At 70.3% G+C, this 25,798-nt stretch carries 25 protein-coding genes; 7 read left to right on the top strand and 18 right to left on the bottom strand.

Annotated features, from left to right (window positions below; genetic code table 11):
- Positions 1-99: 99 nt before the first annotated feature.
- Together U0177_RS19810 and U0177_RS19805 are read right to left on the bottom strand one after the other, a co-directional pair.
- Complete coding sequence (locus tag U0177_RS19810) at positions 100-1,002, bottom strand: DNA-3-methyladenine glycosylase family protein (protein WP_409572394.1); 903 nt, start codon at positions 1,000-1,002, stop codon at positions 100-102.
- 120 nt (positions 1,003-1,122) lie between these two features.
- Positions 1,123-1,479: a VOC family protein gene (locus tag U0177_RS19805; RefSeq protein ID WP_409572393.1), complete on the bottom strand. Its 357-nt coding sequence runs from the start codon at positions 1,477-1,479 to the stop codon at positions 1,123-1,125.
- A 63-nt stretch (positions 1,480-1,542) separates the two neighbouring features.
- On the opposite strand from U0177_RS19805, the gene U0177_RS19800 reads away from it, so the two are divergent.
- On the top strand, positions 1,543-3,210 hold the full coding sequence (locus tag U0177_RS19800; protein ID WP_409572392.1) for a hypothetical protein: 1,668 nt from the start codon (positions 1,543-1,545) through the stop codon (positions 3,208-3,210).
- 165 nt (positions 3,211-3,375) lie between these two features.
- Here the strand turns inward: U0177_RS19800 and U0177_RS19795 are convergent, their stop codons facing one another.
- From U0177_RS19795 to U0177_RS19750, 10 genes are all read right to left on the bottom strand, one after another.
- On the bottom strand, positions 3,376-3,990 hold the full coding sequence (locus U0177_RS19795) for an RNA polymerase sigma factor (RefSeq protein ID WP_409572391.1): 615 nt from the start codon (positions 3,988-3,990) through the stop codon (positions 3,376-3,378).
- Between the two features lie 20 nt (positions 3,991-4,010).
- Positions 4,011-4,421 carry a DsbA family protein gene (locus U0177_RS19790; protein WP_409572390.1) on the bottom strand — a complete coding sequence of 137 codons (411 nt, stop codon included), beginning with the start codon at positions 4,419-4,421 and terminating at the stop codon, positions 4,011-4,013.
- Between the two features lie 149 nt (positions 4,422-4,570).
- Positions 4,571-4,945, bottom strand: a complete 375-nt coding sequence (locus U0177_RS19785; RefSeq protein WP_409572389.1) for a hypothetical protein — start codon at positions 4,943-4,945, stop codon at positions 4,571-4,573.
- Between the two features lie 10 nt (positions 4,946-4,955).
- The gene (locus U0177_RS19780) at positions 4,956-5,576 is read right to left on the bottom strand and encodes a copper chaperone PCu(A)C (protein ID WP_409572388.1); all 621 of its coding nucleotides are present in this window, start codon (positions 5,574-5,576) and stop codon (positions 4,956-4,958) included.
- Between the two features lie 2 nt (positions 5,577-5,578).
- Positions 5,579-6,181, bottom strand: coding sequence for an SCO family protein (locus U0177_RS19775; protein ID WP_409572387.1), 603 nt, complete (start codon positions 6,179-6,181; stop codon positions 5,579-5,581).
- 251 nt (positions 6,182-6,432) lie between these two features.
- Complete coding sequence (locus tag U0177_RS19770; RefSeq protein ID WP_409572386.1) at positions 6,433-6,921, bottom strand: hypothetical protein; 489 nt, start codon at positions 6,919-6,921, stop codon at positions 6,433-6,435.
- Positions 6,922-6,944: 23 nt separating this feature from the next.
- Positions 6,945-7,556: a copper resistance protein CopC gene (locus tag U0177_RS19765; protein ID WP_409572385.1), complete on the bottom strand. Its 612-nt coding sequence runs from the start codon at positions 7,554-7,556 to the stop codon at positions 6,945-6,947.
- A 73-nt stretch (positions 7,557-7,629) separates the two neighbouring features.
- Positions 7,630-8,028 (bottom strand): FixH family protein, encoded by a 399-nt coding sequence (locus U0177_RS19760; RefSeq protein ID WP_409572384.1) that lies wholly within the window; start codon positions 8,026-8,028, stop codon positions 7,630-7,632.
- 193 nt (positions 8,029-8,221) lie between these two features.
- The gene (locus U0177_RS19755; RefSeq protein WP_409572383.1) at positions 8,222-8,704 is read right to left on the bottom strand and encodes a hypothetical protein; all 483 of its coding nucleotides are present in this window, start codon (positions 8,702-8,704) and stop codon (positions 8,222-8,224) included.
- Between the two features lie 378 nt (positions 8,705-9,082).
- On the bottom strand, positions 9,083-10,033 hold the full coding sequence (locus U0177_RS19750; protein WP_409572382.1) for a helix-turn-helix transcriptional regulator: 951 nt from the start codon (positions 10,031-10,033) through the stop codon (positions 9,083-9,085).
- A gap of 170 nt (positions 10,034-10,203) precedes the next feature.
- Here U0177_RS19750 and U0177_RS19745 point away from each other — a divergent pair, with 170 nt between their 5' ends.
- The 6 genes from U0177_RS19745 (at position 10,204) to U0177_RS19720 (ending at position 15,956) form a co-directional block, all read left to right on the top strand.
- Positions 10,204-10,935: a DUF6062 family protein gene (locus U0177_RS19745; RefSeq protein WP_409572381.1), complete on the top strand. Its 732-nt coding sequence runs from the start codon at positions 10,204-10,206 to the stop codon at positions 10,933-10,935.
- A 41-nt stretch (positions 10,936-10,976) separates the two neighbouring features.
- Positions 10,977-12,656: a CocE/NonD family hydrolase gene (locus U0177_RS19740; protein ID WP_409572380.1), complete on the top strand. Its 1,680-nt coding sequence runs from the start codon at positions 10,977-10,979 to the stop codon at positions 12,654-12,656.
- A 113-nt stretch (positions 12,657-12,769) separates the two neighbouring features.
- The gene (locus U0177_RS19735; RefSeq protein ID WP_409572379.1) at positions 12,770-13,969 is read left to right on the top strand and encodes an MFS transporter; all 1,200 of its coding nucleotides are present in this window, start codon (positions 12,770-12,772) and stop codon (positions 13,967-13,969) included.
- Positions 13,970-14,038: 69 nt separating this feature from the next.
- Positions 14,039-14,341: a hypothetical protein gene (locus U0177_RS19730; protein ID WP_409572378.1), complete on the top strand. Its 303-nt coding sequence runs from the start codon at positions 14,039-14,041 to the stop codon at positions 14,339-14,341.
- Between the two features lie 113 nt (positions 14,342-14,454).
- Positions 14,455-15,081: an NADPH-dependent F420 reductase gene (locus U0177_RS19725; protein ID WP_409572377.1), complete on the top strand. Its 627-nt coding sequence runs from the start codon at positions 14,455-14,457 to the stop codon at positions 15,079-15,081.
- A 20-nt stretch (positions 15,082-15,101) separates the two neighbouring features.
- Entirely contained in the window at positions 15,102-15,956 is an 855-nt protein-coding gene (locus U0177_RS19720) for a serine/threonine protein kinase (protein ID WP_409572376.1), read from the top strand.
- Between the two features lie 131 nt (positions 15,957-16,087).
- Here U0177_RS19720 and U0177_RS19715 read toward each other — a convergent pair whose 3' ends face one another.
- From U0177_RS19715 to U0177_RS19690, 6 genes are all read right to left on the bottom strand, one after another.
- Positions 16,088-18,448, bottom strand: coding sequence for a glycosyltransferase family 87 protein (locus U0177_RS19715; RefSeq protein WP_409572375.1), 2,361 nt, complete (start codon positions 18,446-18,448; stop codon positions 16,088-16,090).
- 8 nt (positions 18,449-18,456) lie between these two features.
- Positions 18,457-19,557, bottom strand: coding sequence for a DegT/DnrJ/EryC1/StrS family aminotransferase (locus tag U0177_RS19710; RefSeq protein WP_409572374.1), 1,101 nt, complete (start codon positions 19,555-19,557; stop codon positions 18,457-18,459).
- A 27-nt stretch (positions 19,558-19,584) separates the two neighbouring features.
- Positions 19,585-21,735, bottom strand: a complete 2,151-nt coding sequence (locus U0177_RS19705) for a glycosyltransferase family 87 protein (protein ID WP_409572373.1) — start codon at positions 21,733-21,735, stop codon at positions 19,585-19,587.
- Entirely contained in the window at positions 21,732-22,958 is a 1,227-nt protein-coding gene (locus U0177_RS19700; RefSeq protein ID WP_409572372.1) for a PQQ-dependent sugar dehydrogenase, read from the bottom strand. Before U0177_RS19700 ends, U0177_RS19705 begins: the two co-directional genes overlap by 4 nt.
- Positions 22,955-23,950, bottom strand: coding sequence for an NAD-dependent epimerase/dehydratase family protein (locus tag U0177_RS19695; RefSeq protein ID WP_409572371.1), 996 nt, complete (start codon positions 23,948-23,950; stop codon positions 22,955-22,957). The genes U0177_RS19700 and U0177_RS19695 overlap by 4 nt, the downstream gene beginning before the upstream one ends.
- A gap of 141 nt (positions 23,951-24,091) precedes the next feature.
- Positions 24,092-24,886, bottom strand: a complete 795-nt coding sequence (locus U0177_RS19690) for a glycosyltransferase family 2 protein (protein ID WP_409572370.1) — start codon at positions 24,884-24,886, stop codon at positions 24,092-24,094.
- Between the last annotated feature and the right edge of the window lie 912 nt (positions 24,887-25,798).

Here is a 25,798-nt window from a genome sequence, read left to right as displayed (position 1 = left end):
CATCGAGCTGCGGCACGTTGCCTACGGCAGCACCGAAGGCGCAGCAGATCTGCCGAGGGAGAGTAAGGAACGCCAGGCGCAGGCCGGCCTGTGCCGGCCTCAGCCCGCCACCCGCATGTAGTGCGCCCAGTAGCCCTGGTAGGCGCCATAGCGCGCGCCGAGCCCGGCCATAGCCGCCGGCGAGAGCCTGCGCCCGCCCGCGTAGTGCTTTTCGACAGCGGCGGCCAGCTTGCTCTCGCCGGCCGGCAGGCGCTCGGTGCGGCCCAGCCCGCGCAGCAGAATGAAGCTGGCCGACCAGGCGCCGATGCCATTGATGCCGCGCAGCCAGCGCTCGGCCTCGTCGTACGGCGCCGTGCGCAGCCAGCCCTCGTCGGCGTGCGCGAATGCCTGCGCTGCCGCCTGAAGGTATTCGGCGCGGCGCATCGCCGGCAGCAGATCGAAGAGCTCGGCCGGGTCGGCCTGGGCTAGCGCGGCGGCCTCGGGGAAGATCGGGTAGCGCTGGCCGGCCAGGGTTGGGCTAGCGCCGTAGCGTTCGGTGAGGCGCTGCTTCAGCCCGCGCGCCGCCGCGATCGAGTTGCGCTGCGTCAGCACGGCCCAGGCGGCGTTCTCGAATGGCGTGAGGAACTTGACCTGGTGGTAACCGTAGAGCTGCCGCGCGATCGGCGCGAAGATCGGGTCGGCCTCGGCGAGCGCGTAGAATGGCCGCAGGTCGTCGTTCAGGCTGAGAAAGAAGCTGAGCCGATCATCGGCCGCGCGCTGCGTCGCCGGGTCGATCGGCCGGTCGGCGTGGAGCGTGTAGGCGAGCCGGGGCGTGGCTTCGTAGCCGGCATCGGCGAGCTGGGCGACGATCGGCTGGCCGTTCGCGAACAGCGCTTTGGTGAGCGTGCGCTCGGCCGCGCGCTGCTCGCCCGCCACCGGGCGAAAGCCGCCGATGAAGCGCAGCGACAGCTCGAAATCGAAGGGCGCGGTCGCCGCCAGCGTCCCGCTGCTCGTGTGGTTCATCGGTGGGCCTTTCTGCTTGTATCAATCGGGCGCCGTGCGGCCGCGCAGCCGCCAGCAGCCGCGCCGTGAGCGCAGCTGCTGGCGACGAGCGCGCCGCGAACTGATGCTGCGTTCGGCCGGCTACACTGCGCCAAGCAGGGTAAGCGCGAAGCCGTCGGGCGCGCCGACATCGAACACCGGGCCAAACGGCAAACTCACGATTGGCGCGGCGTCCACCTGCTGGCGCAGCAGCGCCGCGCGCGCCCCTTCCAGGTCGGCGGTTTTGAAGTACACCTGCACTGTGCCGGCGGCCGGCCCGCCGGGGTGCACCTGCGCCAGGCCGAAATCGACGCCGTGCCCGCCACGGAGAAAATGGAAGCCTGGGGCGTCTTCATCGAGCACGCGCGCGCAGCCGAGCTTCTCGCTAAAGAATGCCAGCGCCGAGCCGAGATCGGCCACGTGGAAGAGCACAAAATCGAGCGCGGGTGTTGCTGCCATTGGGATGCCTCCTGCTGTCGAATCGAATATGCCATAAGTCTAGCAGCCCCGAGTGACACCCCTATGTCAGCAGCGATTCGTGATCACAGGCACTATTATAGCCGCGCCGCGCTGGCGCTGTTCTACCTGCTGGTGGCGATTCTGGCGAGCTGGCCGCTGGCGCTGCACCTGCGCACGCATCTGCCGATCGGCAGCGAGGCGCCGGCCACGGTGGCGCTGTTCAACCTGTGGACGCTGCGCTGGAATGCCGACCGGCTGCTGGCGGGCTACGCCGGCTACTGGCAGGCGCCGATCTTCTACCCGCTTGCTGGCGCGTTTGCGCTCTCCGAGCCGCAGCCGGCCACCGGGCTGGTGTTCGCGCCGCTCTGGCTGCTCGGCGGCGACGAGGTGCTGGCCTACAACCTGGTGCTGCTGCTGGCGCTGGCGGCGAATGGCGCGGCCGCCGGCCGGCTGATGACGACGATGGGTGCGCCGCGCGGCCCGTCGCTGCTGGCGGGCGCGCTGGCGGTGGCGCTGCCATTCGCGGCCTACGAGCTGGGCGTGCTCCAGCTGATCATGCTGTTCCCGATCTGGCTGGCACTCAACGCGCTGGTGCGCTTCCGGCGCCGGCCGGCGCTGGGCACGGCGCTGGCGCTGGGCGCGGCGCTGGCGCTTGCGTTCCTGACGTGCGAGTACTACGGCGCGTTCGCGGTGGTTGTGCTCGGGCTCAGCGCGCTGGCGCTGCTGCCATGGGCGGGGCTGGGGCGGCTGGCGGCCGGCAACCTGCTGATCGGGCTGGCGCTAGCCGCGCTGCTGCTGCTGCCGGTGCTGCCGGCGCAGGCACAGTTCAGCGCGGCCTTCGCGCGCGGCGACGCAACGATCGCCCAGAACAGCGCGCAGGCCGCCGATTACCTGCGGCTGACGCCGGGCGCGCTTGGCGCTGGCCTGCCGTGGCTGCGCGCGAGCGGCGGCAGCGGGCAGACGCTCTACCCCGGCACGGGGCTGCTGCTGCTGGCGCTTGGCGGCGCGGCGGCTGGCTGGCGCGGCCGGCGGCGCTGGGTGCTGTTCGCGCTCGTGGGGTGCGGCGTGGCGCTGCTGATCAGCTTTGGCTTGAACCTGCGCCTGGCGGGCTGGGCGCCATACCAGCTGCTGCGCGCGCTGGTGCCGGGCTTTCGGCAGCTGCGCAGCCCATTTCGCGCCGCCGCGCTGCTTCAGGCGCTGCTGGTGACGCTGGCCGGGCTGGCCCTGGCCGGGCTGTGGCGCTGGCGCGCGCCGCTGGGGCGCTGGCTGGCCGTGGCGCTGACGGCCGGCGCGCTGCTCGAGGTGTGGGTCGTGCCGGCGCCGCTCTACCGCTTCCCGCGCGAGCGCATGGCCGAACCGTGGATCGGCTGGCTGGCGACGCAGCCGCCCGGCGCGGTGGCGATGGCGCCGTTTCCTGCCAGCGGCGCGGCCGGCGACTATGAGCCGACCGCCGTGGCGATGCTGCAGGCATTTGGCCACCGCCATCCGCTGGCGAACGGCTACTCGGGCTTTTTCCCGCCGGCCTACCTGCGGCTGCGCGAGGCCATGCTGGGCTTCCCCGGCGCAGCCAGCCTGGCGGAGCTGCGCGACGCCGGGGTGGTGTATGTCGTGGTCGATCGCGCCTGGGCCAGCCCGGCGCGCCAGGCGCAGCTCGACCGGCTGCACGCCGAGTTGGCGCCGCTGTTCAATGGCGATGTCGCGAGCGTTTATCGGCTGGCTGCGCGCCCGTAGCCCGGCGGCTTGCGAGGCGTTATGGCCTATCATACCAAATTCGCTTGATGACTGACACTTTGGTGGGGGTTTGGGCGGCTTCGCCGCCCCCAATTCATTTTCTAGTGCGGCGCCCGGCTGCCGGGCGCCGCACTAGAAAACACAAGTAATCAAACGGAGTTGGTATCAGGCGTCCCGCGCAGGCGCATAGCTAGGCTCGGCCGCGAGCTGATCGCGCAGCTTGTGCAGCCCGTAGCGCAGACGCCGCCGCACCACGCTCACCGATAGGCCGGCGCACTGCGCGATCTCGTCGGGCGAGAGCTGGGCGTACAGGTATAGCTCGACCGTGGCGCGCATCTGCGGCGCAAGCCGCGCCAGCGTGGTGCGCAGGCTCTCGTGCAGCACCAGCAGCGCCTCGGGGGTGTCGGCCGCGCTGAGCGCGCCGGCCACGTGTGGGTCGCCCAGCCACTCTTCGCGCTGGCGCTGGCGATACAACTTCGAGCGCAGCGCGTCGACGGCGCGATTGCGCGCGATTGCCGCCAGCCATGTCGCGATGCTGCCACCCGGCTCGAAGCGCGCGGCCGCTTGCCAGGCGGCCTGAAACACATCCTGCACCACCTCGTCCGCCGTGGTCTCGTCGCGGGTGATCTGCCAGGCGACGCGCGCCACCAGCCGGCGATGGCGCTGGTAGATCTCGCGCAGCGCGGCCTCGTCGTGCATGCAGACGCGCCGCATCAGCTCGGCGTCGGCGCTGGCGTCGGGCAGCGCGTAGGCGCGCTGGGGCAGCCGATAGGGATTCATCAGGGGCCTCCTTTGCCTGCTCAGCGCGCCTTGGCCTGCAGCGCCGCGTCGACCGCCGCGCGCAGCTCGGATGCCAGGTACTGGCGCCCGCCAATCACGAAAGTCGGCGTCTGCTGGATGTTCGCCTGGTAGCTGGCCTGCTGCGAAGCCAGCACCTCGCTGCGGTGGCTGTGGCTGTCGAGGCACTGCCGGAAGCTGGCGGCGTTCAGCTTGAGCGCGCCGGCGTAGCCGAGAAACTGCGTGAGCGGCTGCGGCTGATCGGCCCACTCGGCCTGGTTGGCAAACAGCAGGCGGTGCATCTCCCAGAAGGCGTTCTGGTCGGCGGCGCAGCGCCCGGCCTCGGCTGCCACAATCGCGTTGTGGTGCTGCGGCAGCGGGCCCTGGCGTGGCGCGGAGCGTACCGCGCGGCCGCGCTCTGATGATGTGCTCATACTCGTTCTCCAGTTGTATGCGGTTTTTCCGCACGCCGCGCGGAAAAACCGCACACAGAAGGCATACTGCCGCAGGCTCAATCTTGCGGCTTCAGGACGCGGAATAATGCAAGTGCGTAAGTTCTGGCAAAATCAGAGCCATAGCGCGCCTATTCCACAATCACGCGTAGCCGCTGGTCGGCGTGAATAGTGCAGAGCAGCTCGTAGGTGCCGCGGTTGTAGTAGCGCTGCACGAAGCGCTGGCCAGGGTCGATCGTGAATGGGCCGATCTGCACCGGCTGGGTGTCGTCGTTACGAATCACCAGGATGTCGTGCTGGTTGAGCGTCAGGTTGATCGTCGCCGGCAGCACCTCGACGGCTTGGCCGGCGGCCAGGCGCGCGGCGGTGCCTGGCGGCACGGCATACACCACCTGGCGCGCGGCCTCGCTCGGGCCGCGCCACCACCATACGCCGGCCAGCGCCGCCAGCAGTGCAACCGCGAGCGCGACGGCGCCGATCGCGCGGCGGGCCAGGGGGGTGTCCATGGCTGTGTCCTTACTCGGGCTGCTTCACTACGGCTTGCACCTTGATCGGCCCGGCCTTCTCGAATTGCAGCGTCATCTCAAAGGTATCGCCAAGCTTCAGGTCGCGGTTCAGGCCGATCAGCATAACGTGGAAGCTGCCGGGCTTCAGCTCGACGCTGCCGTTGGCCGGCACGTCGACCGCCTCGACCGGGCGCATCTGCATTACGTCGCCGTTTTTGATCACAGTGTGCAGCTCGATCGACTTGGCGATGTCGCCAACGACTTTCAGCAGGCGATCGGGGGCGCCGCCGCTGTTGCTGATCGTCAGGTACATCGCGCCGTTCGCGCCGCCCATGTCGCTGGCCATGCCGCCGGCCATGGCGTCGGTGGGCTTGGCGCCGGCCATGGCGTCGGTGGGCTTGGCGCCGGCCATGGCGTCGGTGGGCTTGGCGCCGGCTGTGCCACCCATCGCGGCGGGGCGCGCCCACACGTTTGTGATCGTAATAGCGCTGGCCGGCGCTGTAGGCGCGGCGGTAGCAGGCAGCGGGGCGCTGGTCGGTGCGGCTGCGGGCGCGCTGGCCGTGTCGGAAGTGCCGCAGGCGCTCAGGCCGAGCGCGGCCACGAGAAGCGTGGCAATCAGAAATCGTCGCATAGCTAGCCTCCGTTATGCATAATCGTGCGGATGTCGTTGGCCATATCGGTGGTCGGAATGCCGTCCTGCAGCAGCTCGCGCCAGGTGCCGGCAGGGTCGATCACATAGATGAACGGTGAGTGGTCGATCGTGTACTTGAGCGCCGAGTTGGGCAGCTCGCGGCGGATCGCCGTCACGCCGTACGCTTTCATGATCGGGGCGATTGCCGCCTGGTCGCCGTGCAGGCCCAGAAACGTCGGGTTGAACGCCGCCATATATTTCGCCAGGCGCGCCGGGGTATCGCGCTCGGGGTCGAGCGTAACAAACGCGACCTGAACGTTTTTTGCGTCGTCGCCAAGCTTGCGCATCACCACGGCCATGTCCGAGAGCGCGGTCGGGCAGACGTCGGGGCAGTTGGTGAAGCCGAAGAACAGCAGCACTACCTTGCCGCGCTGCTGGCTCAGGGTAAAAGTCTGCCCGGTGTGGGCCGCGAGCGTGAAATCCGGCGCAGGCTTGGCTGGTTCGAGCACAGTGCCGTGGAGCTCGGGTCGCCCGCACGCGCTTAGGAGCGCCGCGCAGGCGATCAACGCCAGCAGGGCGGCGCGAAAGGGTTGTAGAGCGGGCATATGGCGCCTCCTTTGAAGGGTCTATAGCCGAGCGCAGAGCGCTCGGGCATGGAGCCTAGAACACCCGGCCATCCCGAGTTCTCCCGTAGGGGCACTCTCTCTGCTCTTGGCTATGGTGTTCGCGAAAGATGCGAATGGAGCCGATCTGCGGACGCAGCCGCAGGCCGTTCACGCTGCGAGCATGCGCACATGCGCCGAGCACGCGCGCTACACCGAGTGCGCGGCATGCGAGCTTCGCTGCGGGATGCGGGCTACGCTGAGGGCAGTGCGAGGCGAGGGGGTGGGGTTGGCGGCGCCAGGCCGCCGATGGTGTGGGCTACCACGGCGCGCCGCGGCAGGAATCGCAGCCGCGCCAGCGCACCGAGCCCAAGCACGAGCGCGAGTACCAGCTCGTGCACCGGCGAAGACGGCACAACCGCGCCTGGCGCTGCCGGCTGCCGGGCAGCGTAGAAGCACCACGCCGACGCCGTGCTTGGCGCTGCATCGGTGAAGCTGCTGCCTGGCGCCGGGCGGGCGAGGGCTGCCGCGCCGCCAGGTGCCGTGTGGACGTGTGCGGCCCGGGCGTGCGTGTGGTGCTGCTGGCCACGCAGGAGCCAGGGTGTGTACAGCTGGCAGTGGGCAATGCACGCCAGCGGCTCGGCGAACGCGAAGCACAGCGCCACGAGCAGCGCCAGGCTGGGGAGCAGCGGCCGGCGGGGCCGCCACCACCACAGCGCGCGCAGCCGATCGAGCGCATCCATGCTTCGCGTTCGCCAGCGGTGCATTACTTAGCCCTGCCCGTGCCGCGCCGCAGCGCCAGGCCGCCCACCAGCAGCAGTGCCGCCGCCGCCAGGAAGATGCCGCTCAGCGGCACGTCGCTGCCGCCGGTCTTGGGCAGCGTGCTGGGCGACTCGTCGTGGCTGTGGGCTGCCGCAGTCGGCTGGGCCGCGCCAGTGGCCGCGGCGGTCGGCTGCTCTTCGCTGTGGGCCGCAGCGGTTGGCTGCGCGCCGGGGGCCTTGTTCACGCCAAACGTAAAGCTGCCCTGGCTCTTGCCCTGGTCGTCGGGGGTGATCGTCTGCCAGGTCACGGTGTAGACGCCGTTGCCCAGGCCGCTGTTGAGCGCGCCGCTCAGCGTCGCGTGGTCGACATCGGTGTTGTCGAGTGTGCCCTTGCCAACCTCGGCGCCCTTCTCGTCGGTGACGGTGAAGAAGCTATCGGTCGCTTTGTCGGAGATCTCTTCGCTGAACTTAAGCGTGACCTTGGCGGGCGCGGCGGTGAGGTTGGCGCCGGCCGCTGGGTCGGAAGATACCAGCTTGGCGTGGGCCGAGGCAACGCCAAACAGCGCGAGGCTCAGCGCGAGCGCGATCAATAGGGCTCCAGCGATCCGTCGTGTCATGGGGGTTTCTCCTTATGTGGCCGGCGTAGGCGTGCTGCCCCGCGCGGTGTTGCCGATTACAGCTTGGGCGAAGTCAGGAGGTGCGCTGCTGAAAGCGCGCGATATACTCCTGCCCCGCCACTGTCGCGTGAACTTCCAGGTTCCAATTTCCCGACATCGTGAAGATTGCCGTCACACGGTAGCGGCCGCCGCCCTCGGCCTGCGCGTCGGGCTCGTTCGGGCTCATCTGCATGGTGGGCATGATCAGCGCCAGCCACACCTCGGCGCCGTCGATCGGCTGGCCCGCTGCGTCGGCCAGCGTCACCAGCACCGCTTGCTCGCTGGCCACTTGGGCCACCTCGGGCATGGTCACGCTGATGCTGACCTGATCGATCAGCTGGCGCTGTGTCGCGAGCCGGGCCGGCTGGCTTTGCCCGCCGCACGCGGCAAGCAGTAGCGCCATCAGCACAGCGGCCAGGCGTTTACGTCGCACATTCCAAAGATGCATAGCTGTTGAGCCATCGCAGATACAGCACGCGCGGGCGGCCCAGAAACTGGGGTGCTCGTCGGCTGCATGGGAATCGCCGGGCGTGGCGCGCTACGGACGGGCAGCGCGCGCACGCGCGATCAGCCGCAGGCGCGTGGTTCGCCGCAGGCGCACATGGCGCGCACGCTCGAACCGCGCTTTAGGCGGCGCAGCAGATTGGCGGGCGCAGGAGTGGTGGAAGGAGAGGTGCGGGTGGGTCGCCGGGCGGCGACACCCGGTGGGCGAACAGCAGCCGCACCACCACGATCAGCACGATCAGCGTGGCGACCATGTCGTGCACTGGCGATGGCGGCACGTGGAACGGCGCGCCCGCGCCGCCATCGGCCATGGCGCAGGGCTCGGGCTGGGCCGGCGCTGCCGCTAGCGCGGCGGCCGTGTGTGTGCCGGCGGCGTCAGCTGCGGTGTGGTGGTGATGTTGGTGCTGTGCGCCGAAGTAGCTCTGGAATGCGAGCGGCAGCCAGATCTGGCAGTGGGCGATACAGAGCAGCGGCTCGCCCAGGCTCAGCGCCAGCAGCGCGACGAGAGCGATAGCCGCCTGGCCGCGACGAAGGCGCGCCCGCAGGGCGGCGCAGCGGCGCCTGGCGCGGCGTATCGTGCTAGATATGGCTGGAGCGTCGATCACAGCATCCTCGGCAACAATAGCTCTGTTGTACCGCAGCCACGCGGTTCTGTCAAGCTTAGGAGTTACGCACTCAGGGCGCGTGCAACGTCGGCCCTCACCCCCCTTCCCCCTTCTCCCGCGCGCGGGAGAGGGGGGAAGGGGGGGTGAGGTGCACGAATGTCCCCTTGTGTGAAGGGCGCGAGCACGGTCTTATGGAGCGAGCCCAGCAATGAATGTCCTCTCCCGCGCGCGGGAGAGGGGGGAAGGGGGGGTGAGGTGCGGTCGCCGCCGCGACCGCTCCACACAGCCAGATGTGTTTCCCCTCTCCTGTCAGGGGAGGGGGAGGGGTCGAAAGACGTTGCACCAGCCCTGGTTACGCACTTGCGTGATTCGGCTTTCTCACGGGGCGCTGTGCCCGCGCCACATGCGCTCGGCCTCGGCGGCCAGCAGCGCGCGCAGCGAGTCGGGCTCGAGCACGCGCACGCCCGCGCCCCAGCCCAGCAGCCAGCGCAGCAGCTCGCGCTCGTGGCGCACCTTGAAGGTGATCAGCAGGCCGTCGGCGCGCTGCTCTTCGGCCACCGCGTAGAACGATGGCTCCTCGCGCACCCACGTGGCGATCGCCGGCTCGAACAGCGCGTGCACCACCAGGGTGCGCTGCGGGTCGGGGCTTTGCTCGAGCGCGAACTGAGCTGGGCGGGTGAAGCTGCGCGACAGCACTGCCAGCTCGCCGATCCGGTCGACGCGGAAGTGGCGGATGGCGCCGCGCAGGTGATCGTGGGCCACCAGAAACCATATGCCCGAGGCAAACACCAGGCCGTAGGGGTCGGCCTCGCGGGTGGTGTGGGCGGCGCTGCCGTCGGCGCGCAGGCGCGTGTGGTAGCCGAAGCGCAGCGTGTGATGCCCGACGATCGCGCGCCGCAGGGTGCGCAGCCGCTCGGCCGCGCCCGCGCGCGCGGCCGGGTCGTCGCCGATAAAGCGGATGCTGGCCTGCAGCCCGCGTACCTCGTCGCGCAGCGCTTCGGGCAGCACGCCGAGGATCTTGCGCCCGGCCGACTGGGCGGCGGCGCGGTACTCGGCGTCGAAGCTCTGGGCCATCAGGTCGCCGCCCAGCAGCAGCATCAGCGCCTCGTCGGTGCTGAAGCGCAGCGGCGGCAGGAAGTAGCCCTCGACCAGCGAGTAGCCCTGGCCTGGCGTGGAGACGATCGGCACGCCGGCCTCGCACAGCGCCTGGATGTCGCGGTAGATCGTGCGCTTGCCCACCTCGAAGGTCGCGGCCAGGTCTTCGGCGCGGCGGCGCCCGCGCGCCTGCAGCTCGATCACGATCGCCAGCAGCCTGTCGGTTCGGTTCATGGCTTCTGCTTCAGCTTCAGGTGGGGCAGCCGGCTACCTGGCCGCCTCACGGCCCAATCGCGGTTGCGGCAAGTATACACGAGCTACGCCGCGCCCCGCATCGGCCTGCGGATATGAGACTTCGTCGGCGTGGTACAATGCGCGCGTTCAAGCAAGCTGCGAGAAAGCCTGTGAGCACCGACCCGCGCACCCGCGACGATCTGCTGAGCGCCATGCGCCAGGGCTGCCCGCTCTGCGTGCTTGTCGAGCGCGCCGAGCGCAAGGCGATCGACCATTTCCTGTACGACCAGGTGAACGACATCCGCCAGCGCGACGCGCTGCGCGCCAGCCGCGGCATGTGCCTGCCGCACACCGAGATGCTGGCGCAGGGCCGCAGCGCGCTGGGCGTGGCCATCCTCAGCCGCGACATCCTGCGCACCATGACGGCCGAGCTGGAGGCCGAGGCTGCCGGCCGCAAAGAGCGCGAGAGCGCGGTTGCGAATCCGTTGGCGCTGTTTGCGTCGCTTGGGGCTCAGGTGGGGCAAAAGCTGGCCGATCGCATAGGGCCGCAGGCCAGCTGCTCGATGTGCGCTGAGCGCCCGCGCCTCGAGGCGCCGCTGATCGCCGGGCTGCTGCACAACCTGCGCGACGCAGCGTTCGCGGCGGCCTTCGGCGGCTCGGGCGGGCTGTGCCGCGTGCACCTGGCGAACGCCCTGCGGGCGGCTGGCGCCGCCGACGCGCGCGACCTGGCGGCGCGCCAGGCGGCGATCTGGCGCGGGCTCGAGGCCGTGCTCGACGAGTTCATCCGCAAGCACGACTACCGCTTCCAGGAGCCGCTGCTCGATGCCGAGCGCGACGTGTGGCGCCGCGCGCTTCAGGCCAGCAGCGGCTGGTATGAGCCCGAGACGGGCGAGCGGCCATAGGCAAGGCAACCGCGTAAGCCCTATCTAGAACGAGGATCAGCATGACCAACCTGGCTCGCTCTTCGGCGCCGACCCACGAAGTCCAGATCGACTTCGACATCCGCGTGGCGATGCGCGACGGCGTGGCGCTCTCGGCCGATGCCTACCGCCCGCGCGCCGAGGGGCGCTTCCCCGCGGTGCTGCTGCGCACGCCATACCTCAAGAACGGCGACGGCGCGCTGGCGCTCGGGCGCTTTTTCGCCGAGCGCGGCTACGCGCTGGTGTACCAGGATGTGCGCGGGCGCGGCGACTCCGACGGCGCGTTCGTGCCCTACCGCAACGACGGCCGCGACGGCTACGACACGATCGAATGGCTCGCGGCGCAGCCGTGGTGCGACGGCAATGTCGGCACCATGGGCGGCTCGTACCTCGGGCGCATCCAGTGGCTCGCGGCGCTCGAGCGCCCGCCGCACCTGCGCGCCATGATCGTGTCGGTCTGCCCGTCCGACCCGTTTGTCGAGTGGCCGACCGGCACCAACGGCCTGCAGCACCTGTGCTGGCTGCACATGACCAGCGGGCGCACCATGCAGAACACAGGCGCCGTCGATTGGGATGCGGCCTACTGGCACCTGCCGCTGCTGACGATGGACGAGCAGATCGGCCGATCCATGCCGCAGTGGCGCGATGAGCTGGGCCACGAGCAGCTCGACGACTACTGGCGGGCGATCTGCTACCAGGATAAGTTCGGCCAGATCGACCTGCCGATCCTGCACATCTCGGGCTGGTACGACGACGAGCAGATCGGCACGCCGCTGAACTACCGCGGCATGGTGGCGCAGGCCCCCACGCCGCGTGCGCGCGCCGGCCAGCGCCTGCTGATGGGGCCGTGGGGCCACCGGATTGAGGGCGTCACCAGCCTGGGCGACCTCGACTTCGGCCCGGCCGCGCTGCTCGATCTCAAGGGCGCGCAGCTGCGCTGGTTCGACCACTGGCTGAAGGACATGCCGAATGGCGTGGCCGAGGAGCCGCCGGTGCGGCTGTTCGTGATGGGCGCGAACGAGTGGCGCCATGAGCGCGAGTGGCCGATCGCCCGCGCGCAGAGCACGCGCCTGTACCTGCGCGGCGGCGGGAAGGCCAACAGCCGCTTCGGCGATGGCGCGCTCGGCGACGCGCCGCCGCACGGCGAGCCGGCCGACAGCTACCGCTACGACCCGGCGCGGCCATTCCCGTTCCTCACCGAGCCGACGTCGTCGCAGATCGGCGGCCCCGACGACTACGCCGCGCCGCAGCGCCGCGACGACGTGCTGGTGTACGTTTCGCCGCCGCTCGAGCACGACACCGAGGTCACCGGGCCGATCGGCGTCGAGCTGTACGCGGCCTCGTCGGCGCCCGACACCGACTTCATGGCTATGCTGCTGGATGTGCACCCCAGCGGCTTCGCGCAGCGCCTGTGCGACGGCATGGTGCGCGCGCGCTTCCGCGACGGCATGGCCGCGCCCAGCCTGATCGTGCCGGGCGAGGTGTACCGCTATGCGATCGACTGCTGGAATGTGTCGCAGGTGTTTCGGCGCGGCCACCGCATCGGCCTGCAGATCACGTCGAGCGCGTTTCCGAAGTACGACCGCAACCTGAACACCGGCGAGGCGCTGGCCACCGGCACGCGCATGGCCGTGGCCGAGCAGACAATCTACCACGACGCCGAACGGCCATCCTGTGTGATATTGCCAATTATTCCACGCTAGCACGGCGTACGTGGCCACCCGCCAAGCGGGCCGAGGGCACAAACGCCGGCCGCGTAGGCCAGAGCCTGAAAGAATATGCTGTCAATACGCAATTGACCACTCGGGAATGTGCAATGCTAAGTATCTTCCGCAACCGTCTGTTTGTTGCCGTGGCCTCGGGCCACTTCGCCGTCGACGTGCTGAATAGCGTCGGCCCGGTGCTGATGGCGGTGCTGGCCCAGCCGCTTGGCCTGAGCTACGGGCAGATCGGGCTGGCGCTGACGCTGTACACCTTTGCCGGAGCGCTGTCGCAGCCGCTGTTCGGGCTGCTCGCCGATCGCTTTCGCGGCCGGCCGGTGTTTCTGGCGGGCCTGGGCGCGGTCTGGATGGTGCTGTGCTTTGGTGCTATGGCGTTCCAGACAAGCTGGGCGCTGATCCTGCCGTTCTTCCTGCTGGCCTCGTTCGGCTCGGGGCTATTCCACCCGATCGGCACCGCTACCGCGAGCATGGTCAACCGCGCGCGCGCCGGCAGCGCCACCTCGCTGTTCTTCTTCTCGGGCCAGCTGGGCCTGGCGATCGGCCCGGCATTGGCCGGGCGCCTGTTCGGCTTTGGCGGCGCGCTGGGCATGCTGCCGCTGTGCCTGCTGGCGCTGTTGCCGGCCGGGCTGATGCTCGCCGCGCCGGCGCTGCCGCCCGCGCCGGCCGCCGAGCCGCGCACCGGCGGCGCGGCCGCCCCGCGCGCCGCCGGCCTGATCGTGGCGGCGTTTGTGCTGCTGGTGGCCGTGCGCGCGTCGATCCAGGCCGCCTACACCGCGTTTCTCCCCACGCTATTCGCCGAGCGCGGCTGGAGCGCCGCCTGGTATGGCGCGCTCGCGGGCACGTTTATGCTCGCCGCCGCGATTGGCAATGTGATCTCGGGCGAGCTGGCCGACCGCCACGGCATGCGTATGGCCACCGTCGGCCCGCTGCTGCTGGGCGTGCCGGCCGGCCTGGTGTGCCTGCTGGCGCCCACGCCGCTCACCGCGTTTCTGGCCTGCGCGCTGGCCGGGCTGCTGATCGGCGGCCAGCACAGCGTGCTGGTGGTGCACGCCCAGCGGCTCTTGCCGGTGCGCCAGGGCTTCGCGGCCGGCTTGATCCTCGGCTTTACGTTTGCGGCAGGCGGCATTGGCACCTGGCTGGGCGGGCTGGCCGCGAACCAGCAGGGGCTGCTGCCGGTGATGGAGGCGATCACGCTGCTTGGCGCGCCGGCGGCGCTGCTGGCGCTGACGCTGCCGGGCCGCGCGCCGCGCCCGCACGTGCCCGCTACCACGCCAGGCGCCGAGGCGCTGCGCTAGCCACGGCCGCCGAAGGGCACTGATCTTGCTTGTGTGCCAGGCGAAACGGCTGATACAATAGGTGCGATTATGACTGAACACCAGCGCGAGGACGATCTGCTGAGCCAGCTGCTCACCGCGCCGCCCGAGCGCAGCCCCGTGGCCGGGGCGGCGCGCGGCCTGAGCCCGCGCGACGAGCGCGCGCTGCTGGGCGCGGCTAACCAGGTGGGCACGCCTACGCTGGCGCCGTCGGCCGCCGCGCCGGCCGGCTCGTTTGTGGGCGAGCTTGCCGGCCTGGTTCGGCGCTACCCGCTGCCGGCGGTGGCGCTTGGCGCGGGGATGGCGTTCCTGCTGACGCGCCGGCACTCGCGTGGCGCTGCCGCCTCGCGCTAGCCCGGCGATCCGAATGATAGACGCGGCCGGCGTGTTGTCGGCAGGGCGGCGCTTTTCGATGTATGCTGCCTGATTGCGGCACGGAGCACCACAATCAGCACCGGAGGGCAGATATGCGGATCGGGATCATTGGCGCCGGGCATATTGGAGCGACGCTCGCGCGGCTGCTGGTAGGCGCGGGCCACGAGGTGGCGATCAGCAACTCGCGCGGCCCGGAAAGCCTCGCCGGGCTTGTCGGCGCGCTCGGCGCAGGCGCCCACGCAGCCACCGTCGCCGACGCGGCGGCGTTCGGCGAGCTGGTGATCGAGGCCATCCCGTTTGGCCGCTACGCCACGCTGCCGGCGCCCGCGCTGGCGGGCAAGATCGTCGTCACCGCCTCGAACTACTACCCGCAGCGCGACGGCACGATCGACCTGGGCGGGCGGGCGCAGAGCGAGCTGCTGACCGGGCACCTGGCCGGCGCGCGCGTGGTGAAGGCGTTCAATACGATCTGGTACCAGCACCTGCAAACGCAGGGCGATCGCTCCAAGCCGCTCGAGGCCCGGCGCGTGATCTTCCTCTCGGGCGACGACCCGGCGGCCAAGCAGGTGGTGGCCGATCTGGTCGAGCAGCTCGGCTTCGGCCCGCTCGACCTCGGCGCGCTGCGCGACAGCGCCCAGCAGGAGCCCGGCGCGCCGATCTACAACAACGACCTGACGGTGGCCGAGGCGCGCAACATGCTCGCGCAGCGCGCGCGCTGACGCTGCGCTACGGAGGCACTATGCCGCACCCGCTGCTCGACTGCACGGCGATCGATCGGCCGCCCGAGCAGTTCCTGCGCGCCGCCGGCGACCTGTTCGCCGAGTTTGGCGCCCCGACGCAAGACTCGGGCAATCGCTCGTTTGGCGTGCGCGTCGCCGGCGAGCGCTTTTTTGTGAAGACCGCCGGGGCGCCTGGCGATACGCACCCGCCGCTGGCACACGCCGAGCGGGTGGCGCTGCTGCGCAATGCCGCGCGCCTGCACGCCAGCTTCAGCCACCCGCTGCTGCCGCCGCTGCTGCGGCTGATCGAGTCGCCCGAGGGGCCGCTGCTGGTGTACCCGTGGGTTACCGGCGAGCTGCTGTACGCCGCGCAGGCCGAGCGCGACAGCCCAAGCTCGGCGGCGATGCGCTTCCGGCGCCTGCCCGCCGCGACGATCTGCCGCTGCCTCGACGCGCTGTATGGCCTGCACGAGCAGCTCGCGCGCGCCGGCTGGGTCGCCGTCGATTTCTACGATGGCTGCCTGATCTACGATTTCGCCGCCGACCGGCTGGCGGTGGTCGATCTGGATATGTATCACCAGGGGCCGTTCGAGAACACCAGGGGGCGCATGTTCGGCTCGGCGCGCTTCATGGCGCCCGAGGAGTTTGCGCTGGGCGCGTGGATCGACGAGCGCACGAGCGTGTTTGTGCTGGGGCGGGCCGCGCTGCTGTTTCTCGCCGATGGCGCGCGCGCGGCCGCGGCGTTTCGTGGGCCGTCGGCGTGTTTCGCGGTAGCCAGCCGCGCCACCGAGCCCGACCGCGCGCGGCGCTTCAGCTCGGTGGCCGAGTTCGTGGCGGCCTGGCGCTCCGCGCGAGCAGAAACTGCGGATGGTTGATCTGGCGCTGTGCCAGCGGGCGCGCCAGTGGAGCATGCCTCAGGGCCGCCCGGCATCTGCTTCAGCACCCTAAAGCATGCGCCACCGGCGCGGGGGATGCGGCGGCACGCTTTCCAGCCGCACATAGCCGCTCACGAGCGCGGGGCGCGCGGCCGGGCCGGGCCAGGTAGCGCCGCGCGCCCCCAGCGCAGCCCGCCCGGCACGAATGCCGCGATATCGGCCCACGACGGCGCGCGCTCGGCCAGCAGCGTGGCCGCCAGCACGCCGCCAAGCAGCAGCATGCCGTAGAACTTGTACGACACGCCCACCACCGTCAGCACGCCCATCACCACGCCGTCGTAGAAGCTCCACTGGTTGCCGTAGGCGATCAGCGCATAGCTGAGCGCCAGCGCGCAGGCGCGCGGCAGCGGCAGCATCCGGCCGCGCTCGTGCAGCAGCAGCGCGCCGAACGGCAGGAACAGCAGCGTCTCGTAGTGCATCCACGCCGCCGGCACCGCCAGCACCATCAGCAGCGGGAACTGCCCATACTGCAGCGCGAAGCGCGTGGCGCGCGCAGGCGCAGGCGGCAGCGCCAGCACGCAGCCCAGCAGCCCGGCCAGCGCCGAAATACCCAGGCCCAGCAGCGCGAGCGCGCGATTGCGGAAGATCTCGGACTGCGCCGGCGAGTCGACCAGGCGGGTGATGAACGCGGAGATCGTCTGGTTCTCGACCCAGCTGGTGGTGCCGCCGATGCTCGGCAGCACTTCGGTGAGGTACACCCGGTGCATCTCCCAGCCGATCACCGCCACCGCCACGCCATTGAGCAGCAGCATGCCCAACGCGAAGCCGGCCAGGCCACGCCAGCGCCGCTTGGCCACCAGGAACGCCAGCAGCAGCACCGGGTAGATCTTGAACAGCGTGCCGAGCGCGATCAGCGCGCCGGCCAGGATGTCGCGCTCGGCGCGCAGCGCCCACAGCGCCAGCGTCAGCGCCAGCAGCAGCGCCAGGTCGATCTGGCCGAAGGCCATGGTGTCGGTGAGCGGGCGGAAGTTCAGCAGCACCAGCATGCCGGCGGTGGCCGCCGAGGCCACGCGCAGGCCCCACATGCGCACCCACACGATCGCGGTGGCCGCCAGCAGGATGCAGTTCAGCACGCGGTGGAAGAACAGGATGCGCTCGCCGTCCTGAAACACCCACGGCACGAACAGCATGCCATAGAACGGCGGCACCTTGAACACCTTGCCGAAGTGGTTGGTGCGCACGGCCTCGAGGTCGTACAGCGACCCGCCGCGCGCCCAGTCGCGCGCGCCCTTGAACAGGATCCAGAAGTCGGGGCCCTGGCGGCCGAACGCAAACCAGATCATGTAGGCCAGGTTGGCCACAGCCGCCAGCGCCAGCAGCGCCAGCGCCACCCGGCCGACGCGCCGCCGGCCCTCGGCGCCGGGCAGACCGCGCCAGCGCAGCGCGTACCAGCCGCCCAGCGCCAGCAGCGCCAGCGCCAGCGCCGCGCCGATCCACATGGTCGGGATGCCCGGCCCGACGCGCTCGACGCCGTCGAGGTTCTGGAACAGCTGGAACAGCGGCGCCATCCACCACAGCGCGGCCATGTAGATCGGCAGGTCGTCGCCGCGGATCGCCAGCGGGCGGCGCGCAGGCATTTCGTCGCCGCGCTCGGGCGCCGGCGGCGCCAGCAGGCGCGCCAGACCCACGCCCAGGCAGCCAAGCGCCAGCAGCGCGGCGATGCGCTGCACAAACGGCAGCACCTCGAGCGGGCGCGCGGCTACGCCTGCGGCCAGCGCGAGCGCGAGCGCGAGCGCGAGCGCGAGCGCCACGGCGGGGCGCAGCCCGGCGATGCGCGGCAGCGCGTAGCCCAGCAGACCGAGCGCCGCGCTCCACAGCAGCAGCCACAGCGAGGGAACGAGCGGCCCGCTGGCGAGCGGGGTCAGCGTCACCTGGTCGACCACCGCGCCGAGCAGGCGGGTGTCGTTGGGCAGCGAGAAGGTGGTGCTCTGCAGATCGAGCCGCAGCGCCCAGCTGAGCCGCTCGGATGGCGCGATCAGCGCGCGGTAGCGGCGCGTGCCGTCGACGATCCGCACCACGTCGAACGAGCCCAGCGGCGCGCCGTCGGCGTCGAGCGTCACGTGCGCGTCGGGCTGGTCGGCTGGGCGGCCGCTCGACATGCGCAGCTCGGCCAGCACGCTGGTGCCTAGGGGCGGGCGCGGCAGCGCGATCGTCGCCGCCTCGGTCGTCCAGCGTGCGGGGTGGCCGTCGAGCACCTGCGGCGCGTTGAACCCCGCGACGAAGCGGTCGTCCTGCGTGCCGACGTCGAGCGTGAGCGGCCAGGCGCGGTTGAAGCCGACCGCCAGCAGCAGCACGGCCAGCAGGGCGGCTGCGAGCGCGAGTGTCACGTCGCGCGAGCGGCCTATGGCGAAGGACAAAGGGCGAAGGGCGGCGCCCAGCCGGCGAGCTGTGTCTTTCGTCCCGCGCCCATCGTCCGGCTTCAGCTGTCCCACGGCCCGGCTCATCCGAGCGCCTCGCGCACCGCCGCCGCCACGGCTTCGACCTCGGCATCGCTCAGCTCGGGGTAGATCGGCAGCGACAGCACCTCGTGTGCCAGCCGCTCGGTAGTGGGCAGGCTGCCCGGCTCGGCCAAGCCAGCGTAGATCGGCTGGAGATGCGCGGGCAGCGGGTAGTGCACCAGCGCGCCGACGCCGTGCTCGGCCAGCCGGGCCTGCAGCTGCTCGCGCCCAGGCGCGCGCACGACATACAGGTGAAACACGTGCGAGTCGTTGGGCGGGATCTCGGGCAGGCCGAGGCCGCAGCCGGCCAGCAGCTGGCTGTAGCGGCGCGCAATCGCGCGGCGGCGGTCGTTCCAGGCGTCGAGGTGCGCCAGCTTCGCGCCGAGCAGCGCGGCCTGCAGCTCGTCGAGCCGCGAGTTAATACCGCCGGGCTCGACGAGGTAGTAGCGCGGCGCCCAGCCATACTCGCGCAGCCTGCGCAGCTTCTCGGCCAGCGCGGCGTCGCTTGTGACGATCGCGCCGCCGTCGCCGAGCGCGCCGAGGTTCTTGCTGGGGTAGAAGCTAAAGCAGCCGACCGCGCCGATGCTGCCGGCGCGCCGGCCGCGCCACAGCGCGCCGTGGGCCTGGGCGGCGTCCTCGATCACCGGCAGGCCGCGCTCGCCCGCGATCGCCATGATCGCGTCCATATCGGCCATGCGGCCATACAGGTGCACCGGCATAATCGCCCTGGTGCGCGGGGTGATCGCCGCGGCCAACAGCTCGGGCGCCATGGTGTGGCTGCGCTCATCGACATCTACAAACACCGGGCGCGCGCCGAGCTGGAGGATCGTCAGCGGCTCGTACACCGCCGCGTTTGCCACCGTGATGACTTCGTCGCCCGGCCCGACGCCCAGCGCGGCCATGGCCAGAAACAGCGCCTCGGTGCCGTTGGCCACGCCGATGGCGTGCGCGGCGCCGCAGTAGGCCGCGAAGGCCGCCTCGAACGCGCGCACCTCGGGGCCGAGGATGTACCAGCCGCTGGCCAGCACGCGCGCCGCCGCCGCGTCGAGCTCGGGCTTGATCGCCAGATACTGGCGCTGGAGATCGCCAAATGGTATCTTCAAGGTGTGTCCGTTGCTCCCTTTTGCTCGTTATAATGCGGGCGCGCTGGCTGGCCCGAGCGCCTCGGGCTGCCAGTCGGCGCGCGCGGCCGCCGTCGCCAGCTCGCCGGCGTTCGCCAGCACGATCGCGCCGTACAGCATCAGCATCCCATAGAATTTATACGAAAGGATCAGCTGCCAGTATGGCCCGTGCAACGATTTGTCGAAGAATGTCCACAGGTTGCCGTGGGCCAGCAGCAGCCAGGCCAGGGCGTAGGCCACCGCCGCCGGCCAGCGCAGGGGCCGCTCAGCGTCGCGCGCCAGCACGAACGCCTGGCAGAACGGGATCAGCAGCAGCGCCTCGTAGTGCATCCAGGCGGCCGGGATGATCAGCAGCATGGCGATGATCCACATGCCGTAGGCCACGTCGGCGCGCATCCGCCCTGCTGGCCGTGTGAGCCATGCTGTCAGGGCAGTGAACGCCAGCGCGCACGCGTACGTGGCTAGCCGCAGCGCGCCGCCGCCGTCGGGCAGCAGCGACACCTGCTCGGGCGAGAGCAGCCGGTTGATGAAGCCGTTGAAGGTCTGGTTCTCGACCCACGCGGTGCCTACGCCGGTGAGCGCTAGCACGTCGCGCAGAAACGTGGCGTGCACCGGCCAGCCCAGCCACAGCAGCGAGGCCAGCGTCAGCGCGCCGCCACCGATTGCCGCGCCCAGCAGCGCGCGTGGGCGCCGCCGCAGCAGCGCGAAGCCCAGCAGGTAGGCCGGGTAGAGCTTCAGCGCGGTGGCGATGCCGAGCCACACCCCCAGAAATACGTCGCGGCGGCGGCGCACCGCCAGCAGCCCAAGCGTCAACAGCAGCAGCACGATCAGGTCGACCTGGCCGTAGCCGAGCGTGTCGGTGAGCGGGCGCAGGCTTAACAGCACCAGCAGCATCCCGGCGCCGGCCCACGACCGCAGGCGCACGCGGTACATTCGGAACAGCAACACGGCCGATGCCGCCAGCATCGCGAGGTTGGCGAACTTCCAGACCATAAAGGCCGGCACAAAGCGCAGCGGCGTGATCGGCGCCATCAGCAGGGCGAACATCGGCGGGTACTTGTAGGTTTGGCCCAGCGGGTTGGCGCGGATCTCGTCGAGCAGGTACAGTGGCTGGCCGTTGATCAGCAGCCGGCGCACGCCACTGAACAGCGCGTAGAAGTCGCGCGCGTAGTCGCCGCTGAGCGCGCCGATAGCCATGCCCGCGCCGTAGCCGCCCGCTGCCAGCAGCGCGGCCACGGCCAGCGCCACGCGCACGCGGCCGCGCACCCAGGCCAGCGCCACACCGAGCGGCAGCAGCAGCACCGGCAGATTATGCCAGTGCAGCCAGGTATCCCAGCCCGAGCTGACGTACAGGTACAGCGGGATGAACGCGGCGGCGGCGGCGAACAGCGCGAACAGATCGGCCGGGCCAAGCGCACCGGCGCGGTGCAGCCCGGCGCGCACGGCGCCTACCACCCCGCTGATTAGCGCCAGGCCCAGCACGCTGGCCGGCAGGTATGGCGCGACCCACACGCGCCCGAAGGCCCAGCCGATCGCCAGCGCCGCGCTTGCAGCGATCGCCAGCGGCAGCGCGGCGCGCCCCGCGCCGGCCAGCGCCAGCAGCGCGTAGGCCAGCGGGCCGGCCAGCGCCAGCAGCAGCAGCGGCAGCGCAGGCGGCAGCGCCGCAGCGCTGTCGGCTGGCGCTAGCGCCACAGCCTCGACCAGCGCAACCACCGCGCGCGGGTCGTCGCCAAGCGCCGCGCCGTCCCCGCCGAGCCCGATCGTCAGGCCACCGCCGGGCGGTGGCGGGGTGTCGAGCAGCACGCGGTAGCGCCGCGCCGGCCCGGACGGCACGTCAAACGTCGCCAGCGCCACGTCGCCGGCGCGCACGGTCATCGTCGAGCCGCCGGGGCGGCCAACCATCCGCAGTTGGAGCTGGGCCGGGCCGCGAACCGCCGGCAGCCAGATCTGCGCCGTGGGGCTGCTCCAGCGGTAGGTGCCGTGGTTGCTCTGCTCGGCCGCGTAGAAGCCACGCACAAACGACACGTCGGTGGGCGCGCCGATGTCGAGCGCGACAGGCCCGCCCAGCGCCCAGCCCAGCCAGGCCACTGCCAGCGCCGCGAGGCCTGCCAGCATGGCCGCCAGCCACGGGCGTGTCTGCTGTGGTATCCGCTCGATCATGAGCTGCCGGTGTAGGTGACGCGGTACAAAAAGCCGTTGAAGTCATCGCTGACGAACAGGCTGCCGTCGGGCGCCACCGCCACGTCGACCGGGCGGCCGATCCACTTGGGCGCGTTGGGCGGCACCCACCCGGTGATAAAATCCTCGGCCGGGCCGGGCTTGCCGTCGGTGAACGGCACCCGAACCACCCGGTAGCCGTTCTGGTTCGAGAAGTCGAAGGCGCCGTGTAGCGCGATGAACAGGCTGCCGCGCATCGCCGCTGGGAACAGGCTGCCCTCGTAGAAGGCCAGGCCCAGCGGCGCCGAGTGCGGAGGCAGTAGCAGCGCCGGCCTGGCCACTTTGTCGCGGCAGAACTCGCCCTTGGGCGTGCGGTCGGGCGTGACAATCCCGGTGTCGGCCAGCACCTGCGGGTCGGCGGTGCGGTTGCTATGGCAGTACGGCCAGCCGTAGTGCTTGCCCTCTTCGAGGTGGAACAGCTGGTCGTTGGGCAGGGTTGGCCCGAGGTGGTCGGGGCCGTTGTTTGTGGCCCACAACTCGCTGGTGCCGGGCCGCGACGCCAGGCCCACCACGCTGCGCAGCCCGCGCGCGAAGGTGGCGGCCGGCTCGACGATCGGCTCGGCGCCGCCCAGATGATACTCCTGGATGGTCGCGCGCAGCTTGTTGCCCTCCTGGCAGGCGTTGCAGGTCGATCCGATCGCCACGAACAGGTTGCCGGCGTTGTCGAACACAAACGGCCGCGCCCAGTGGTCGTCCTGGTAGGGCATGTTGGTAATCATGCGCTTGCGCTCGTCGATCACCATGTCGCCGTTGGTGTCGCGGAAGCGCCAGATCGTGCCGGGGTCGGAGACATACAGCACGCCGTCGTGGAAGGCAATGCCATGCGGCCGGTCGAGCCGATCGGCCACCAGCACCGTGCGGTCGGCCCGGCCGTCGTGGTTGTCGTCGGGCAGGGCCAGCACCTTGCCGCCGAGCTTGGTGCCGCGGTTCATCACCGTCACATACGGCACGCCCTGGCCGTCGAAGGCGATGCTGCGCACCTCCTCGAGGCCCTTCGCGTACAGCTGGATCTGGAAGCCGGCCGGGAGGTTGAGCTGCCATGGCAGCTCGGGGTCGCGCGGCGCCGCCACGAGCTTGGGGCTAGCACCGGCGCAGGCAGCCATGGCCAGCGCGAAGATGGCGAGCGCGAACGCGGCGCGAGCGCGTAGGAGAGTTCGAGCGATCACCAGTAGTGCTCTTTCTCGGCGCGATAAAATTCAAGCGTACGGCGCAGGCCCTCGCGCAACGAGACCTTCGGGCGCCAGCCGAGCCGGCCTTGGATCAGCCGGTAGTCGGCGTAGTAGTCGCCAATGTCGATCGGCTTGCGGTCGGCGGGGAACGGAATGATCTCGAAGCTGCCGCCGCCGTTGATCTCGATCAGCAGCTCGGCCAGGTCGCGCAGGTTGATCGTCTCATCGCTGCCGAGGTTGAAGATCTGGCCGTTGGCGGCCGGCGCGGCGGCGGCCAGCAGCAGCGCCTCGACGCAGTCGTCGACATAATTAAAATCGCGGATCTGCAGGCCGTCGCCCCACACCTGGATGGGCTGGCCCTCTATCAGCTGCTTGATCCAGATGCCCAGGAACGTCTGGCGGGCGTCTTTGACGCGCATGCGCGGGCCGATCGTGTTGGTGAGCCGCAGCGCGCATGCGCGCACGCCGTAGACGTTGTTGTAGACGATGTGGTACCACTCGCCGGCCATCTTGTTCACGCCGTTCACGTCGGTGGGGTGCAGCAGGTGGCGCTCGTCGACGGGCAGGAAGTCGGGCTTGCCGTAGATCTGGCGGGTCGAGGTGTACACTACCTTGAGGCGCGGGTTGTGCTTGCGGCAGGCTTCGAGGATCGACAGCTGGGCGCGGCAGTTGATCTCGAGGTCGGTGTACGGGTCGCGCATCGAGTCCATATGGCTCGACTGGCCGGCCAGGTTGAACAGGTAATCCTGCTCCTGCACCAGGTAGTCCATCGAGTACTCATCGCGCACGTCGGCGATGTTCACCTTGACGCGGTCGGCGATCGCGGCGATATTGCGCAGGTTGCCGCCGTAGATCGGGATGAGCGAGTCGACGAGCGTCACGTGCGCGCCCAGCGCCACCAGCCGGTGCGCCAGCGTCGAGCCAATGAACCCCAGGCCGCCGGTGACCAGCACCCGCGCGCCGTCAAAGGTAGTCGCGAATGTGTTCATGCTTTCACTTGTTGTGAGGCAAGCAGTCAAGGAGGCTGGCGCGTTCACGCGGGCACCGCCGGTTGTGCGCGCGGCTGCGCTAGGCCCGCGCGCAACAGCCGGGCGCATAGCCGGGCCGAAACCACGGGAATTGAACCGCGCCTAGCGCACAATGCTCCTTGTCTCCTTGTCGGTTTGCCGCTGTGTCTCGATCGCCCGACGCCGCGTTTTGATCCGGCCCATGTGCTCGCGCCGCACCACAAGCTTCCACCACAGCCAGGCCACGTGCGGCAGCACCCGGCTGAGGCGCCTGAAGTTAAAGAACTGGCTCTTGCCGTAGGTGCGGTGGTAGTGATGCACAGGCACCTCGGCGAAGCGGCAGCCGGCGTCCTGCAGCTTTTTCACCAGCTCGAGGCAGATCGTGCCGTCGGGCGACTCGAGGTCGATCAGGTCGAACACCTCGCGGCGCATCAGGCGGAAGTCGCAGTCGACATCGCGCAGCTTGAAGCCAAAGATCAGCTTGACGAAGTGGTGGTACATCCGGCCAATGATGACCCGGTGCAGCGGGTCGTGCCGCTCGATCTTCCAGCCATTCACCACGTCGATATCGTCGGCCATAGCCGGCAGCAGCAGCTTGAGCTCGCGCGGGTCGTACTGGGCGTCGCCATCGGTGTAGAAGATCAGATCCTTGCGGCACTCGCGGAAGCCGACGCGCAGCGCGCCGCCGTAGCCGAGCGCCTGGCGGTGCGCCAGGTAGCGAAAGTGGTCGTACTTCTCGGCCAGCTCCTCGAGCACCGAGACGGTATAGTCGGTGCTGCCGTTCTCGACGACCAGCACCTCGTAGTCGTCGGTCAGCTCGGCGAGCGTCTGCAGCGTGGTGACGACCAGGCTGCCGATGGTGCCGCCGTCGTTGTAGGCCGGGAAAAACGCCGAGATGCTCGGCCGCTCCTTGATCATAGCATGCCACCTTCGCCGACCAGTGGCGGCCCGGTGGGCCACCTGAGCCGTGATTATAGCATAGGCTTGCGGGTTTGCTGCGGGGCTGCGCCCCGCGCCCCAATCGTGGCTGGGCGCTGCGCCCCCGGCCCCCCGCGAGTGGGTGATACCGGGGCGCTGCGCCCCCGGCCCCCGCGAGTGGGTGATACCGGGGCGCTGCGCCCCCGGCCCCGCGAGTGGGTGATACCGGGGCGCTGCGCCCCCGGCCCCCGCGAGTGGGTGATACCGGGGCGCTGCGCCCCCGGCCCCGCGTAGGAAAACCCTGCCGGTTTTCCTACAACCTTTCCGGCTGAAAGAATGTCGTACCAGCAAGCAATGCGATACGCTCATGCCTCAGGGCAAACCAACCGGTTATTTCATGCCACGAGGCATGCGTCACCAAGGCTGAGCATACCGAGGCATTCATTACGGGGTCTGGGGCTTCGCCCCAGCGGCGGGGTGCAGGGGGCTGGCGGCAGCTTCCTGCCGCGGGGAACGGGGGCGCAGCCCCGAAGCAGTGTCGGACAAAAGGGGGCGCGGGTGCGCGTAGCCCCCGAAAGCCTTTGGGGGCGAGCACGAGGCGCGCACAATGCGCGCCCTACGGGAAAGGCCGTGCCAGCGGCAACGTCAGACGCTCATGCCTCAAGGGCCAACCATCACCCGTACCCGCGCCACGAGGCATCCTCCACCGGCGTTGCGAGAGCGTTTGAGCGTTGGAGCGGAGAGCGAGTGAGCGTTTTGGCCAATGTAGGGCGCGCATCGTGCGCGCCGCCACCGTTAAAGAAGGCCGTGCCAACATCAACGCCGTATGCTCATGCCTCAAGGGCAAACCATCACCCGTACCCGCGCCACGAGGCATCCGCCACCGGCGTCGCACACGCACCGGCATTCATT

This window comes from Kouleothrix sp., from assembly GCF_046328425.1.
GTDB lineage: Bacteria > Chloroflexota > Chloroflexia > Chloroflexales > Roseiflexaceae > Kouleothrix.
The sequence above is the reverse complement of the archived record's forward strand: the minus strand, read 5'-3'. Positions and strand labels throughout refer to the sequence as shown.